Origin of the sequence: Stenotrophomonas sp. TWI273 (assembly GCF_039674765.1) — a bacterium.
Taxonomy (GTDB): domain Bacteria; phylum Pseudomonadota; class Gammaproteobacteria; order Xanthomonadales; family Xanthomonadaceae; genus Stenotrophomonas.
Map to the genome: position 1 here is coordinate 42,203 of NZ_JBDJOA010000004.1, position 13,600 is coordinate 55,802.

The following is a 13,600-nucleotide window of genomic DNA, read 5'->3' on the forward strand; positions in this document are numbered from 1 at the left end:
TGCCAGTGACACAGCACCGGGCTCTGCCCGGTGGCTGGTCAGGATCGACGCGCTACGCCGGTACCCGCACCATCTTCCGCATCAGATGCGCCACCACACCTGACGGATCGGCGGTGCGGCCCACATGCGTACTCGACATCTGCACCACCGAGCTGCGCTTGGCGGTCAGGAAATGGAAGCGTGCGCGCGCGGGCAACTGCGCGATGGGGCCTGCGTTCGCGTCGCCGCGGCAGATTGCCACGATGGCATCCAGCCACGGCTGCAGGCCTTCGATATCCAGGGCCGGCGCGAAGGCGCGCAGCCGTTCCAGATCCAGCTCGATCGCCGCTTCCAGGTGCTTGGCGCCCGGGCAGGACACGATCACCCCGACGTTGATGAACTCCTCGCGCTCGACGCGGGGCACCACGCGGATCACCGCATAGTCATACGTGTGCAGTGTGGGCACGGACGGCCTCCTGGACAAAGGCGGCGCGGACGCGAAGACGGTGTTGCAGGTAATCGATGTACGCCTGGCGGTAGGCGGTCGGGCTGTCGAAGGCGGGTTCGTCCACCAGCCAGCTGTCCGGCACCAGGCCGACGATGCGCTCGATCTCCGCATCGGGCAGCATCACCGCGAGACCGGCATCGACCTCGGCAATCTGCGTGGCGACGGGCAGCAGTACATGATCGCGGATCAGCACGAAGGGCTTCTTGCAGGCCTCGCCGGCACTGGCCCAATCGTGATGGAAGTACATCGCTGCACCATGGTCGATCAGGTACAGCTTGCGATACCACACCATCAGGTTGGGATTGCGGGCGGTGCGGTCCACGTTGCTGGTGAACGCATCGAACCACACGATCTTCGAGGCCAGCTCGGCGTCGGGTTGCATCGCGGCCGGGTCGTAGTTGATCGCGCCGGGCAGGTAATCACTGCCCAGGTTCAGGCCTTCGCTGGCGCGGATCAGGTCCTGGATCTCCGGGTCCGGCTCGGTCCGCGCGAACTCGCGGTCCAGTTCGACGAACAGGATCTCCGGAATCGGCAGGCCGAGCGTCCGGGCGATTTCACCTGCGATCAGTTCGGCGATCAGGGCCTTGGGCCCTTGGCCGGCGCCGCGGAATTTGAGCACCACCATGCCGTCGTCGTCGGTCTCGACCACGGCGGGCAGGGAGCCGCCTTCGCGCAGCGGGGTGACATATCGGAGGGCGTGCACGGTCCGCACAGCAGGGCACCTGGAAGCAGTTGAACGACAAGGGTACCGCACCGCGATACCGGTCTCGATGGCCGCCTGCGGCAGGCTTTGCCGGATCAGGTGAAAAGCCGCCGGCCATTTCTTCTGGCCCATCTTCGGGAAGGACGGCAGTGCTAGATTCGAGACGTGCCGACCGACGACCCTGCCGTGCCGGCTCCCACCATATCCAAGGGGACACGCATGCTTGCTCGTACGTTCTGGTCCACGGCGTTCACCGTGACAGCCTTCGCCACGCTGGGCACGATGCCCGCCCATGCCAGTGGCTACGCCACACCACCGGAGAGCCTGCTCAAGGTGCTCAAGGCACCGCCGCCGCCGACCCCCAGTGTCGATCCGACCGGCCAGCGCCTGCTGCTGACCACCACGCAGACCTATCCTTCGATCACCCGCGTTGCCCAGCCGTACCTGAAGCTGGCCGGTGTGCGCCTGGAGCCGAAAAACCGCAGCCGCCACGACACCCCGGGTGGCTACGGCATACCACCGTGCGTGGGCGACTTCACCGTGGTGGAGACCGCCACCGGCCGCTCCACCAAGGTGGCGCTGCCCAACGGGTGCGCCGGCATGGCGCAATGGTCGGCCGATGGCCAGCGCTTCGCGTTCCAGAACGTGGCCGATGACAGCGTGCAGCTGTGGGTTGGCGATGCGGCCACCGGCCAGGTCCGCCAGGTGCCGAACGTGGCGCTGAATCCGATCTTCGGCAGCACCGTGCAGTGGCTCGGTGGCAGCCAGCAGTTGCTGGTCAAGCTGGTTCCCGCCAGGCAGGGCCCGGCACCGTCGGCGGACGGTGCGATCGGCCCGGACATCCAGGAGTCGCTGGGGACTGCCGGTGAGAGCAGCACCTATGAGGCCCGCGATACGCTGACCAGTGCCTACGATGAAGCGCTGTTCGCCTATTACGGCCAATCGCAGCTGGCGGTGGTGGATACCGCCTCCAACACGGTGCGTACCGTCGGTGCCCCGGCGCTGTTGGACAGCGTCGGGTCCGCGCCGGATGGCGTGCACGTACTCACCAGGACGCTCAAGGCGCCGTTCTCGCATGCGGTGACCTACCAGCGTTTCGCCAATGACGTGGCGGTGCTGGATATCGCCAGCGGCCGCAGCACGCCGATCGCCAGCCTGCCGCTGGCCGACCGCGTCCCGGTTCACGGCGTACCGGAAGGCCCGCGCGATTTCGATTGGCGCGCGACCGATCCGGCCACGCTGGTGTATGCCGAAGCCTTGGACAAAGGCGATTGGAAAGTCACCGTGCCGCAGCGTGACCGCGTGCTGATGCTCAAGGCGCCGTTTACTGCCAAACCGACCGAGATCGCCCGTACCACGCAGCGTTTCGAAGGCCTGGCGTGGACCGCGCAGCCGGACGTCGCTTTCCTGGACGAGAACGACGAGAACCGCCACTGGCGCCAGACCCGCATCGTCAACGTGGACAACCCGAAGCAGGAAGGTCGCCTGCTGTGGGATCTCTCCAGTGATGAGCTGTACGAGGACCCGGGCAATTTCGTGTACCAGCGCCTGCCCACCGGCGCCTACGTGGTGCGCCAGGAAGGCAATAGCGTGTTCCTGCGCGGGCAGGGCGCTTCGCCGCAGGGGGATCGTCCCTTCCTGGATGCCCTCAACCTCGACAGCCTGAAAACCGAGCGCCTGTTCCGCAGCGATGCCGATGCCTATGAGCAGTTCATCGGCTTCAGCGCCCTCCCGGGCCACCTGATCACGTGGCACCAATCGGTGACCGATGCGCCGAATGCGTTCGTGCGCCTGCTGGGCGAGCGGGTCGCCGTCGCCACGCCGGGCGAAGCGCAGTTCGTGTCCAAAGCGGACGCACTGACCCACCTGGTGGATCCAACCCCGGAAGTGCGCCAGATCAAGAAGCGCCTGGTCACCTACAAGCGCGCCGACGGCGTGGACCTGTCGTTCACCCTGTACACCCCGCCGGGTTACAAGGAAGGCCAGCGCGTCCCGGCGATTTTGTACGCGTACCCGGCTGACTTCGCCAACGCCGCGCAGGCAGGACAGGTGTCTGGTTCGCAGCAGACGTTCACCCGCCTGGCGCCGTACCGGCTGATGCTGCTGGCCGGCTACGCGATCATCGACAACGCCTCGTTCCCGATCGTCGGCGACCCGAAAACCGCCTACAACACGTATCTGGAACAGCTTGAGGCCGATGCCAAGGCTGCGGTGGACAAGGCGGTGGACCTGGGCGTGGTCGACCGCAACCGGATCGGTGTCACCGGTCACAGCCATGGTGGCCTGATGACCGCCAACCTGATCGCGCATACCGACCTGTTCAAGGCCGGCGTCGCCACCAGCGGCTCGTACAACAAGACGTTCACCCCGTTCGGTTTCCAGAACGAACGCCGTTCGGTCTGGCAGGCGCAGGACGTGTACCTGAAGGCCTCGCCGTTCTTCTATGCCGACAAGATCAAGCTGCCGCTGCTGCTGGTCCACGGCGAGGATGACGCCAACCCGGGCACCGAGCCGTTCCAGTCGCGCAAGCTGTTCCAGGCGATCCGCGGCAACGGGGGCACCACCCGCCTGGTGATGCTGCCGCACGAACCGCACTGGTACACCGCGCTGGAATCCAATGAGCAGCTGGTGTCGGAAATGCTGACCTGGTTCGATACCTACGTGAAGAATGCGCCGCCGGCCAAGCACTGAGGTGAGGCATCGGTAGCGCCGTTCATCAGTCAGCTGCGCTTCGCATCAGACCCACGGCCGCCCTCGATGGGCGGCCGTTCTGCGTTCCGGGCGGGTGATGGAATTACACTCGGGGCAGACCACAAGGACGCAGGCATGAATATCCAGTCGTGGGGACCGGCGGGCAGCGGTGTCGTCGGCGCCGTCACCGCACCACGATCCGGGCTGCCAACGCCCTGTTCTTCGTGGGATTACCAGGGGGCGTGGACCGGGGAATGAGGGATCGAATGCAGCAGTCACCACTACAACCCACCGGTACTGCCACGCGGCGTGGGTGCAGCCGCTGGCTGTTCGTCCTGGCAGCGCTGGCGTGCGCCCCGCTCATGGCGGTGGCGCAGACCGCTCCAGCATCCGTTGATTCGGCAACGCAGGATCCCGACCGCCCCCGCACCTGCCTGGTGCTCGGCGGCGGTGGTGCCCGCGGCGCGGCCCACATCGGCGTGCTCAAGGTGCTCGAGCGCGAGCGCGTACCGATCGACTGCATCGTCGGCACCTCGATGGGCGCGGTGGTCGGCGGTCTGTATGCCTCCGGCTACACCGCCGATGAGATCGAGGCGGTGCTGGACCGGATCGACTGGGCCGAGGTGCTGCGCGACAAACCGCCACGCGATGAGCGCAGCATGCGCCGCAAGGAAGATGACCTGCGCCTGCTGGGCGGCGTCGAAGTCGGCCTGAGCAACGGCAAGATCGCGTTCCCGCAGGGCCTGATTCAGGGTCAGAAGCTGGAGATGCTGCTGCGCCGCCTGCTGCTGCCGACCTGGCAGGTGCGCGACTTCGATCATTTGCCGATTCCGTTCCGGGCCATCGCCACCGATATCGTCAGCGGCGAGAAGGTGGTGTTCGCGCAGGGCGACCTGGCGTTGGCCATCCGCGCGAGCATGTCGGTGCCGGGCGTGTTCGCGCCGGTGCGCTATGAGGACCATCTGCTGGTCGATGGTGGTGTGGTCGACAATGTCCCGATCGATGAAGCGCGGCGGCTGGAAGCGCAGCGGTTGATCGTGTCGCGGGTCGGCTCGCCGCTGATGACCGAGGCGCAGCTGGATTCACCGTTGGCGATCAGTCACCAGATGGCCAGCGTACTGATGCAGCGCGAAGTACTGGCGCAGTTGGCCACGCTCGGCCCGCAGGATCTGCTGATCACGCCGCCGCTGGGCGACATGGGCAGCCAGGATTTCAACCGCTCGCCGCAGGCCGTCGGTGTCGGTGAGCAGGCGGCGCAGGCTGAGGTCGCGGCGGTTCGTCGATTCCAGGTGGACGATACTCGCTACGCCGCCTTCCAGCGCCAGCATCGGCCGCCGGCGTATGAAACGCCGATCGTGGCCTTCATCGATGTGCTGCGCGATAAGACACGTACCGCACGCTATATCGAGCAGCGCCTGCAGCCGGAGGTCGGCCAGCCGCTGGCGCCGGACCGCGTGGAGCAGAAGGTGGCCACGGCCTACGGCGAAGGTCGCTACCAGCAGGTGCAGTGGCGGCTGGAGGAGCGCGACGGGCAGCAGGGCCTGGTGCTCGCTCCGCAGGACAAACGCTGGGGCCCGGATTTCCTGCACTTCGCGCTGCGCCTGTCCGACGACTTCGACGGCAGCAGCAATTACCAGCTGATCACCGAGCTGACCCGGACCGGCCTCAGCGAGCAGGGCGCAGAGCTCAAGCTGCGCCTGGGGCTGGGCGAAGTGGAAGAGGCGTTCGCCGAGTACTACCGGCCGTTCGGCAGTAGTGGCCGGCATGCACTGTCCACCTATGCCAAGTACCGCGCCACCGATCTGGACCTGGCGCTGATGCGCGGCGGCGCACTCGCCGAGTTCCGTTACAGCCAGTGGCTGGGTGGACTGCGCTGGGCATATTCGCCACATCCGGATTGGGAAATCGCGCTGTTCGGCGAGCGCGGCCGTGAGCGCCTGCGCCTGGACGTCGGCAACCCGACCGAGCTGGGCAATTACCGCGCGGACATGGGCAGCGTCGGCTGGCAGCTGCGCCACGATTCGATCGACAGCTCGGCCTTCCCCAGTCGCGGCCAGCGCGTGTCACTGACACGCCAGCACTATCTCGATGCGCTCGGCACCGACAATTCGGCGGCGGTGACGCGGGTGCAGTGGGATGGGGCATGGGCGCACGGCCACAACCGCTGGCTGGGGGGGCTGCGCGCCTCCTCGGCACACGGCGGCGATGATCTGCTGGCCACCTACGGCTTCCTGGGCGGGTTGGGCAATCTGTCCGGGTACCCGGAAGAATCCATCTTCGCGCCGCAGACCGCGCTGGCCCGGGTGGTGTATTACCGTCGCGTCGCGCACGCCGATTCGCTGCTGACCATCCCGCTGTACGTCGGCGGCAGCGTGGAGTGGGGCGGGTTCTGGCAGCGCCGTGAGGATGTCAGCCTTGATGGCATGCAGACCGCGGGCAGCGTGTTCGTCGGTGCCGATACGTTCCTTGGGCCGGTGTTCCTGGGGTATGGGCGCGCGCAGGGTGGACACGACTCGTTCTATTTGACCTTCGGCTCATTGCTGCGGACGCTGGATGGGTTCTGAGCTGACAGGCGCAGTGACGTCCCGCAGCGCGCCCCGCGCTTTATCCTGTGCAGCCGCACCCATGATGTGATGCCGATGAAACCGATGTTCCTGTCATTGTTGCTGCTTCTGTTCGCCGGCCACGTGCATGCCGCTGATGCCCCGGCGTTGCCCGCAGCCTGGACCCAGATCGGTCTTACCGTCGGCATGCCGTACGCGCAGGCCAAGGCATTGCTGCTCACAGCGGGCTGGATCGCCGGTGCGCCGGACAATGAGGGTGACCCCGTCTTCGCCGCGCATCCCGAGGTGGATTGCGGGCAGGGCTGGGACGCGATCTGCTCGGCAGGCTTCCATCGTGGAAACGAGGCTTACGGGTTGGTGCTCACACCGACCGATGACGACAAACTGCTGGTGCAAGGCGTCTTCTGAAAGGAGCTGATACGGATGTCAGACCGCACCGTGGTGGTATTTGATTTCGACTTGACGCTGACCCGCTGGGAAACGGCAAGCCGGTTCTTCAAAGGTCTGCTGCGCCGCCAACCGTGGCGGATCGCCGGCGTCATGCTCGCGCTGCCGGTGCTGGTGCCGCTCTGGGCACTACCGCGCACGCGACGGAGGCCGGTACGTTTCGCCGTGTGGATGGCGACGTTCGGACGCAGCCGCGAGGCGCTGGCCAGGCTTGCCGTGGCGCATGCCGACGAGGTATTCGCCGGCCCGGAGCCTGTGTTCCTGCCTGAGGGCGTTGAACGACTGCGCCACCATCTTGCCCAGGGCGACGAGGTTGTCATCGCCACCGGCTGCTGGGAGCCGTTGGCGCGTGCGCTGCTGGAACGCGAAGGTCTGAAGGACGTACCGCTGGTCGCCTCGACCCTGCGGCCGTGTGTCGGCGGTTGGGTCAGCGAAAAACACTGTCTTGGCGCCAACAAGATTCCCATGCTGACCGAGCGCGGTTATCCGCCACCGTGGCGCACGGCCTACACCGATCATCGCGCGGACCTGCCGCTACTGCGCAACAGCGAGCAGTGGTATCTGGTCAGCCCGGGGGAGAAGTGCCTGCGCCTGATCGAACAGACGATGATGACCAAGGCGCAGATCCTTCCTTGGCGCAACGCCTGAGCGCTCCCGTCACTGCGCGACCAGCGCGAGCCTCAGTCCTCTTTCATCGCCACTTCCGCCGCGAGCAACGCCTGCGCGGCCTTGCTCAGTTCCGGCGAAGGCACGATGGGCGCGCCGATGGCCTCCATCATCTGATCGGTGGAAACGAACCGGCGATGCCGGCGGTCGTAGATGCCGGTGATCAGCAGGGCACGCGTGGCGACCTTTTCCTCCTCGCCGATCAGCACCCGCTGCTCCATGATGATGCGCGTGCCGACCCAGCCGGCCAGACGGGTTTCCAGCACGAAGCGCTGGAACGGCTTGAGCTCCCGCCGGAACTGGATGCTGCCTCCGCTGACGATCGGGGCCCACTTGGAGCGCCATGCCACCCGGCCCAGGCCCATCCGGAACACCAGATCCAGCCGGCCCAGGTCGAAGATCGTCCAATAGCGGCCGTTGGTCATGTGCAGGTTGCTGTCGATGTCGTTGGGCAGCACCCGGAAGTTCAAGCGCGACACCGCGAACGGCGCGCTCAACTTCGGGCGGAATGGCGAGGACAGCAGCAGGAACAGGAGGCGGAACCAGAGATTCATGGGCAGGGACGCTCATCTATAACAGGTGTCATAATCGAAATACGCTAATCTATGACACTCGTCTTAGCAAGGAGTCCGGCTCATGAGTGCACGTCATTCCGATGCACCGCAGCGCGTCGTGGCTGCGGCCGCGGAAATGCTGGCCACCTACGGACTCAATGCCTCCAGCGTCCGTGAGGTCGCCAGGCGCGCGCAGGCGCCGTTCGGCTCCACCTACCACCACTTCCCCGGCGGCAAGCAGCAGGTCCTGGCCGAAGCCACGACCTTGGCGGGCACCAAGGTGGATGCGCTGCTCGATACCTGCCTGCAGGGAGCGGCCCCCGACGGGCTGTACCTGTTCCTGGCAGCGTGGCGCGAACGCTTGATCCGTTCGGATTTTCACGTGGGGTGCCCGGTGCTTGCGGCGGCGGTCGAAGAGCCGATCGACGATGCCCCCGACGATGCACGGCGGGCCGCGGCCGAGGTATTTGCGCGCTGGGAAGCCCGTCTGACCGAAGCGCTGGCCCGCGGTGGCCGCTCGCCCGAGCAGGCCAACGGCATTGCGACCATGATCATCGCCAGCATCGAGGGCGCGGTGGCGATGAGCCGGGCCACGCGCGACATCGGCCCGTTTGATCGCGTCGCAGCGCAGCTTGTTTCCCTGGTCGCCGATCGCTGAGACTGTCGGCCTGCCGCAACCGGAGTGCCGCGCTTTGACCGCCTTGATCCGTTCCACCATGTTCGCCGCGACGCTCGCCGCGTGCGCCCTGCATCCGAGTGCGCACGCGCAGGAATCACCTGCGACCAATCCGCTGTATCGGGTGCCTGCCGAGCAGGCGACGCCCGCGCAGATCACTGAGATGCAGCAGCGCCTGCTGGACTGGCCACAGCTGCAGCGCTACCGCGGCGAGAACGCCGCGCTGGCACCGGTCGCGCCGGGGACGAAGCGCGTGGTGTTCTACGGCGACTCGATCACCGAAGGTTGGGGACCGACCGGCAGTGATCGTTTCTTCCCGGGCAAGCCGTACGTCAACCGCGGTATTTCCGGGCAGACCACGGCGCAGATGCTGCTGCGCTTCCAGCAGGACGTCATCGCGCTGAAACCGGCGCTGGTGGTGATCCTCGCCGGCACCAACGATATCGCCGGCAATACCGGGCCGACCACGCAGGCGATGATCGAAGACAACCTGCATGCGATGGTGGAACTGGCGCAGGCGCACAACATCCGCATCGTGCTGGCCTCGGTGCTGCCGGTCAGCGATTACCCGTGGCAACCCGGCGTGCAGCCCGCGGGCAAAGTGACGGCGCTCAATCGGGCGCTGCGTGCTTACGCGGAGGAGCAGGGCCTGGTCTATCTGGATTACCACACGGCCATGACCAACAAAGACGGCGGGCTCGACCCGGAAATGGCCGCCGATGGCGTGCATCCCACGCCGGCCGGTTACGCGAAGATGGTGCCGTTGGCCGAAGCGGCGATCGCGCGGGCGCAGGCGCGTTGACGATGAACAATCCCTACTCGGTGGCGGCACGAGCCGCGCTCCCGCCTGCCTCGCGCGGCTACGGCCTGCTGGCGGTGGGCGTGCTGAGCAGTGGCTTGACCGCGATCGTGATGACCGCCATCGGGTTCTTCGTGGTGCCGCAGTTCCAGGAGGTGTTCACCAGCTTCGGCGTGGCGCTGCCGTGGCTCACGCGCGCGCTGATCCACGGATATGGCTGGGCCTGGATCGCGCCGATGCTGGTGCTGCTGCAGTGGTTTCGCGGTCCAGGCGGTCTGTATCGCCCCCACTTGGCGGCCGTGTTGGGCGTGCTGTCGATGCTGGCTGGCGCGCTGGTGACTGTGTTCGGGCTGTATCTGCCGATGTTCCAGATCGGTGCGGTGGTCTGACAGCCGCCTGCGGCCGGCCGGTCAAGACCGCTGAATACGGTCGGCTGGTCCGGCAATACGCGTCGGCTTGATCCAGGTCATGTGGCCGGGCTGCGCCAGGTCGACACCCTCGGCGATGATCTGCTCAGCATCAATTCGCTGATCTACCTCGGCGCCTGCCTGAGCGCGTATTGGGCGCTGCGCACCCGCCGGCGCAAGCGCAACCAGTTCCTGGAAGGCCTGGCGGATTGGCTGTTCCTGATCGGCCTGGCGGTCAGCGCGGTCGCCACCGGTTTCATCACCTGGGCCATTACTGGCACCTAGGCGGCTGCGGGCGCAGCGGCGATATGGGGCGTGCGCCGCGTGACAGCGTCCTATCGGGCGCAGACTGAATGCTTCAGTCCGGATGCGCGGTGCGGTCAGGTGCAAGCAGATCAAACCAGTAGAAATACTGGCCCCTGGATATTGCACAACCGGGCCACTCAAAACAGTATGAATCGGCCATCGCAGCATCGCAGGAGACCCACGATCATGCGCATCATCGCTGGCACGCCGTCGGCGCGTTGCTGGGCGTGTTGTTCCTGTCCAGTGGCCCCGGAGTGCTTCCCGGGTGTGCTCGCCGCTGCACACCTGCAGGAGCTGGAGCGGCGCGTCGAACACACCGCGCCGGTGCATGCCGGCGGTCTGCTGTTCCGGCAGGGCGATCCGTTCCAGTACATCACGGTCATCCGCCTCGGCATGGTCAAGACGTACGCCGTCGATCGCGACGGGCGCGAGCAGACGCTCGGCTTCCATATGCCGGGGGATTTCATCGGTCTCAGCGCCATCGATGAGCAACGCTATCCCTGCAATGCGATCGCACTCGACACCGTGACCCTGTGCCGATTTCCGTTCCATGAGATTGCCGAACTGGCCACACGCATGCCATCGCTGCAGGCCAAACTGTTCCGGTTGATGAGCCGGGATATCGCGCGCGCCACGCAGCTGGCCTGCAACAGCATGGCCGACGAGCGGCTGGCCGCGTTCCTGATCGACATGGCCGACCGCATGGCGGCGCGGGGGTACGCCGCGAACCGCTGGCAGCTCACCATGTCGCGGATGGATATCGCCAGCTACCTGCGCTTGGCACCGGAGACGCTCAGCCGCTTGCTGCGTCGCTTCCAGGCCGAAGGGCTGGTGACTGTAGAGGGGCGCGATGTGGAAGTCCGCGGCCGCGACCGTCTGCAGGCAATGGCGGCCGCCGACCCCATGCGGCGGAGCGCTGCAGTCGGCGTGCAGGTCCGCAACCAGGCGGCCTAGCGCGGCATGCCGCACGGCCCTAGGCGCTCAGTCAAAGCGCCAGCGCACCCCGGCATACACACCGCGCCCATCACCCGGCGTGGAACGCGCGACATCCTTGCCCGCATCGTCGTAGCCCGGGGTCACCGTGGCGGCATAGTGGCGGTCGCTCAGGTTGCGCAGTTCCGCCCAGGCCTGCCAGCGGCCACCGGGGGCGTCGTAGCCGATGCGGGTGCCGAAGATTACGTGGCTGTCGGCGGCCATGCTGTTGGCATAGTCGACGAACATTTTCGACGCGTACTCGGTGTTCAGCCCGGCGTAGAAGCCGGCCGGGTGGTCGTAGCGCAGTTCGGCCTGGTAGTAGTGGCGTGGCAGGCCGGGCAGGCGATTGCTGCCGAAGCGCGCATCATCGCGGTAGCGGAAATCGCTGAAGGTGTAGGCCTGGCGCAATGACAGCCGCCCGCCGACGCCTTGCCACAGCGCACTGTCCAGACCAGCTTCGATGCCACGGTGCACGGTCGGGCTGGCGTTGGATTCGGCGATGAACAGGTTTGGCACCGGTTGCACTTCCACGGTGAGCAGTTCGTGGTTGAGGCGTGCGTAATAGCCGGTCAGCTCCCAACGGCCGAGTGCGCTGTCGCCGCGCGCGCCGAGTTCCAGCGTGGTCGCGGTCTGGTTGTCCAGGTTCACCGGTCCGCGCTGGCGGCCCGTGGAGGCACCGTTGCCGGCGGCGAAGTACTGGTTCGAGCCCCAGATCATCGACCACGGATGCGCCGGTTCCACCGAGCGGCTCAGGTTGCCGAACCACTGCGCCTGCGGGGTCTGCTGCCAGGTGAAGCCCAGCCGCGGCGCGTAATCCCACTGGCGCTCGGACAGTTTCTCCGGCGTCGCCGGCCAAGTGACTTGCACATCGCGGCGGGTGTGGATCAATGCCATGCCGGTCTGCAGGCGCAGCGTGTCGCTCAGTGCCAGATCATTGCCGATGTGGAGCACGCTGTCGGTGCCGTAATGCTCAAAGTCGCGGGTGTGCGTGCCGGCCGCGTACCCGTTGCTGGCGAAGCGCAGGGTCTCGCGCACGTTGGCATCCAGATCGTGGGTCACGCGCAGTCCGATCGTGGTCACGCTGTCATGCCCGAACAGCGCGTGCCGGCGGCGGTAGTCGAGCGTGCCGTTGAGGTTGGCGTAGTCCAGCTGCTGGCGGTACAGGCTCTCGTTCAAGTCCATCGGGTACTTGTGATACACGAGGCCGGCCTGCAGCGACGCATCTTCATCGATGGTGTAGGTGGTGGTGTTGCCGATCCAGGTGCTGCCCGGCTGCGGGCGGCGCGCGTCGATCGCCAAGTTGGCCGGATTGGCAGCGCGGGGATCGTTGCGGATCTGCGCGCGGGTCAGGCGCCCCGGGGTTTCGTGATCGGTCTCGCGGTAGCGCAGGAAGAAGCGCGTCTCCAGATCCGGCGTGAGCTGCCAGCCGACGTTGGCCACCGCACCCTTGCCCTTGCCGGCGGCGTGCTGCTGATAGCCGTCGTACTCGGTGTCGGTGTAGGCCAGGAAATAGTCGACAGCGTCGTGCAGGCCGCCGACGCTGATGCCTCGCTTCTGGTACCCGCGTGCGCCGGCTTCGTAGTGCAGCTCCAGCCCGGGCGTATCGCGGCCGCTGCGGGTGATGTAGTTGATCGCACCGCCCAAGGCCAGCGCGCCGCGCTCGAACCCGTTGGCACCCCGCAGCACTTCGACGCGGCTCATCCACAGCGGCTCCAGCAGCTCGTACGGCGTGCCACCCGGGCCGGTCAGCGGCAGACCATCCAGCGAGACCGACAGGCCGGAGGCATGCGCACCCGGCGCCCGGTTGAGGCCCGAACCGCGGATGGAGACCTTGACGCCTTCATTGCCGGCGCTCTGCGCGCTGATGCCGGGCTGGTAGGCCAGCACATCGGCGGTGCCGGCGACGCGGCCCTGGGCGATCTGCGCCAGATCCACCACGTTGCCCGCGCCGGGGACCCGGTCCAGCGCACGGCGCACCGCCTCGGTGGCATCGGCGGCGGTGACGTTGACCGCGTCCAGGGTGACGGCCTGGCCAGCAGGGGCGGCGCGGGCGGTGTCGGTGGCGGCAAGGCTGGCCAGCAGGGCGGCGGCGAGCAGGGACAGGGCAGGGGCGGTGGAGTGATTCGGGAGGACAGTCATTCGTGCGCGGTATCAGTGTCGACAGGGCGCGTGTTGGTGCGGCACCCTGTCAACTTCATGTGGGGCGCGCAAGTTAACAGGATGTGGGGGTGTTCGTCACCCTTGTGGGGCGTATGGGTGACGAACGCCGACGGCGGGATGTCCGTAGTGCCGGCCGCTGGCCGGCTCGCCAGGATCTACGCGATC

Annotated in this window: 13 protein-coding genes; 9 read left to right on the plus strand and 4 right to left on the minus strand. The window is 66.9% G+C overall.

The genetic code is table 11. The annotated features are described in order from the left end of the window. Positions 1-52: 52 nt before the first annotated feature. Together ABE571_RS06610 and ABE571_RS06615 are read right to left on the minus strand one after the other, a co-directional pair. The gene (locus ABE571_RS06610) at positions 53-445 is read right to left on the minus strand and encodes a DUF3037 domain-containing protein (protein WP_313210715.1); all 393 of its coding nucleotides are present in this window, start codon (positions 443-445) and stop codon (positions 53-55) included. After that, positions 423-1,199, minus strand: a complete 777-nt coding sequence (locus ABE571_RS06615) for a HipA family kinase (RefSeq protein WP_346493404.1) — start codon at positions 1,197-1,199, stop codon at positions 423-425. The genes ABE571_RS06610 and ABE571_RS06615 overlap by 23 nt, the downstream gene beginning before the upstream one ends. Before the next feature lie 273 nt (positions 1,200-1,472). Between ABE571_RS06615 and ABE571_RS06620 the strand changes: the two genes are divergently transcribed. The 4 genes from ABE571_RS06620 (at position 1,473) to ABE571_RS06635 (ending at position 7,540) form a co-directional block, all read left to right on the plus strand. Beyond that, positions 1,473-3,881, plus strand: a complete 2,409-nt coding sequence (locus tag ABE571_RS06620) for a prolyl oligopeptidase family serine peptidase (RefSeq protein ID WP_346493536.1) — start codon at positions 1,473-1,475, stop codon at positions 3,879-3,881. A gap of 254 nt (positions 3,882-4,135) precedes the next feature. Further along, complete coding sequence (locus tag ABE571_RS06625; protein ID WP_346493405.1) at positions 4,136-6,445, plus strand: patatin-like phospholipase family protein; 2,310 nt, start codon at positions 4,136-4,138, stop codon at positions 6,443-6,445. 75 nt (positions 6,446-6,520) lie between these two features. Then, positions 6,521-6,853 (plus strand): hypothetical protein, encoded by a 333-nt coding sequence (locus tag ABE571_RS06630; protein WP_346493406.1) that lies wholly within the window; start codon positions 6,521-6,523, stop codon positions 6,851-6,853. A gap of 15 nt (positions 6,854-6,868) precedes the next feature. Beyond that, positions 6,869-7,540: an HAD family hydrolase gene (locus ABE571_RS06635; RefSeq protein WP_346493407.1), complete on the plus strand. Its 672-nt coding sequence runs from the start codon at positions 6,869-6,871 to the stop codon at positions 7,538-7,540. Between the two features lie 32 nt (positions 7,541-7,572). Here ABE571_RS06635 and ABE571_RS06640 read toward each other — a convergent pair whose 3' ends face one another. Next, positions 7,573-8,112 (minus strand): thioesterase family protein, encoded by a 540-nt coding sequence (locus ABE571_RS06640; protein ID WP_313210727.1) that lies wholly within the window; start codon positions 8,110-8,112, stop codon positions 7,573-7,575. 82 nt (positions 8,113-8,194) lie between these two features. Between ABE571_RS06640 and ABE571_RS06645 the strand changes: the two genes are divergently transcribed. The 5 genes from ABE571_RS06645 (at position 8,195) to ABE571_RS06665 (ending at position 11,254) form a co-directional block, all read left to right on the plus strand. Next, the gene (locus tag ABE571_RS06645) at positions 8,195-8,770 is read left to right on the plus strand and encodes a TetR/AcrR family transcriptional regulator (protein ID WP_313210729.1); all 576 of its coding nucleotides are present in this window, start codon (positions 8,195-8,197) and stop codon (positions 8,768-8,770) included. Between the two features lie 58 nt (positions 8,771-8,828). Continuing rightward, complete coding sequence (locus tag ABE571_RS06650) at positions 8,829-9,590, plus strand: SGNH/GDSL hydrolase family protein (RefSeq protein ID WP_313219213.1); 762 nt, start codon at positions 8,829-8,831, stop codon at positions 9,588-9,590. 2 nt (positions 9,591-9,592) lie between these two features. Next, positions 9,593-9,976: a hypothetical protein gene (locus ABE571_RS06655; protein ID WP_313218769.1), complete on the plus strand. Its 384-nt coding sequence runs from the start codon at positions 9,593-9,595 to the stop codon at positions 9,974-9,976. A gap of 81 nt (positions 9,977-10,057) precedes the next feature. Then, positions 10,058-10,279: a hypothetical protein gene (locus tag ABE571_RS06660; protein WP_313210733.1), complete on the plus strand. Its 222-nt coding sequence runs from the start codon at positions 10,058-10,060 to the stop codon at positions 10,277-10,279. Positions 10,280-10,486: 207 nt separating this feature from the next. Next, a complete protein-coding gene (locus ABE571_RS06665; RefSeq protein WP_346493408.1) occupies positions 10,487-11,254 on the plus strand; it encodes a cyclic nucleotide-binding domain-containing protein in 768 nt (255 codons plus the stop codon). Between the two features lie 27 nt (positions 11,255-11,281). On the opposite strand, the gene ABE571_RS06670 is transcribed toward ABE571_RS06665, so the two are convergent. Next, positions 11,282-13,414, minus strand: a complete 2,133-nt coding sequence (locus ABE571_RS06670) for a TonB-dependent receptor (protein ID WP_346493409.1) — start codon at positions 13,412-13,414, stop codon at positions 11,282-11,284. Positions 13,415-13,600 lie beyond the last annotated feature (186 nt).

Excerpts from the sequence above, each read along its gene's own strand:
- ABE571_RS06665 (WP_346493408.1), top strand. The coding sequence starts at position 10,487 with ATGCGCATCATCGCTGGCACGCCGTCGGCGCGTTGCTGGGCGTGTTGT.
- ABE571_RS06645 (WP_313210729.1), top strand. The coding sequence starts at position 8,195 with ATGAGTGCACGTCATTCCGATGCACCGCAGCGCGTCGTGGCTGCGGCC.
- ABE571_RS06620 (WP_346493536.1), top strand. The coding sequence starts at position 1,473 with ATGCCCGCCCATGCCAGTGGCTACGCCACACCACCGGAGAGCCTGCTC.
- ABE571_RS06650 (WP_313219213.1), top strand. The coding sequence starts at position 8,829 with ATGTTCGCCGCGACGCTCGCCGCGTGCGCCCTGCATCCGAGTGCGCAC.
- ABE571_RS06655 (WP_313218769.1), top strand. The coding sequence starts at position 9,593 with ATGAACAATCCCTACTCGGTGGCGGCACGAGCCGCGCTCCCGCCTGCC.
- ABE571_RS06640 (WP_313210727.1), bottom strand. The coding sequence starts at position 8,112 with ATGAATCTCTGGTTCCGCCTCCTGTTCCTGCTGCTGTCCTCGCCATTC.
- ABE571_RS06630 (WP_346493406.1), top strand. The coding sequence starts at position 6,521 with ATGAAACCGATGTTCCTGTCATTGTTGCTGCTTCTGTTCGCCGGCCAC.
- ABE571_RS06670 (WP_346493409.1), bottom strand. The coding sequence starts at position 13,414 with ATGACTGTCCTCCCGAATCACTCCACCGCCCCTGCCCTGTCCCTGCTC.
- ABE571_RS06625 (WP_346493405.1), top strand. The coding sequence starts at position 4,136 with ATGAGGGATCGAATGCAGCAGTCACCACTACAACCCACCGGTACTGCC.
- ABE571_RS06635 (WP_346493407.1), top strand. The coding sequence starts at position 6,869 with ATGTCAGACCGCACCGTGGTGGTATTTGATTTCGACTTGACGCTGACC.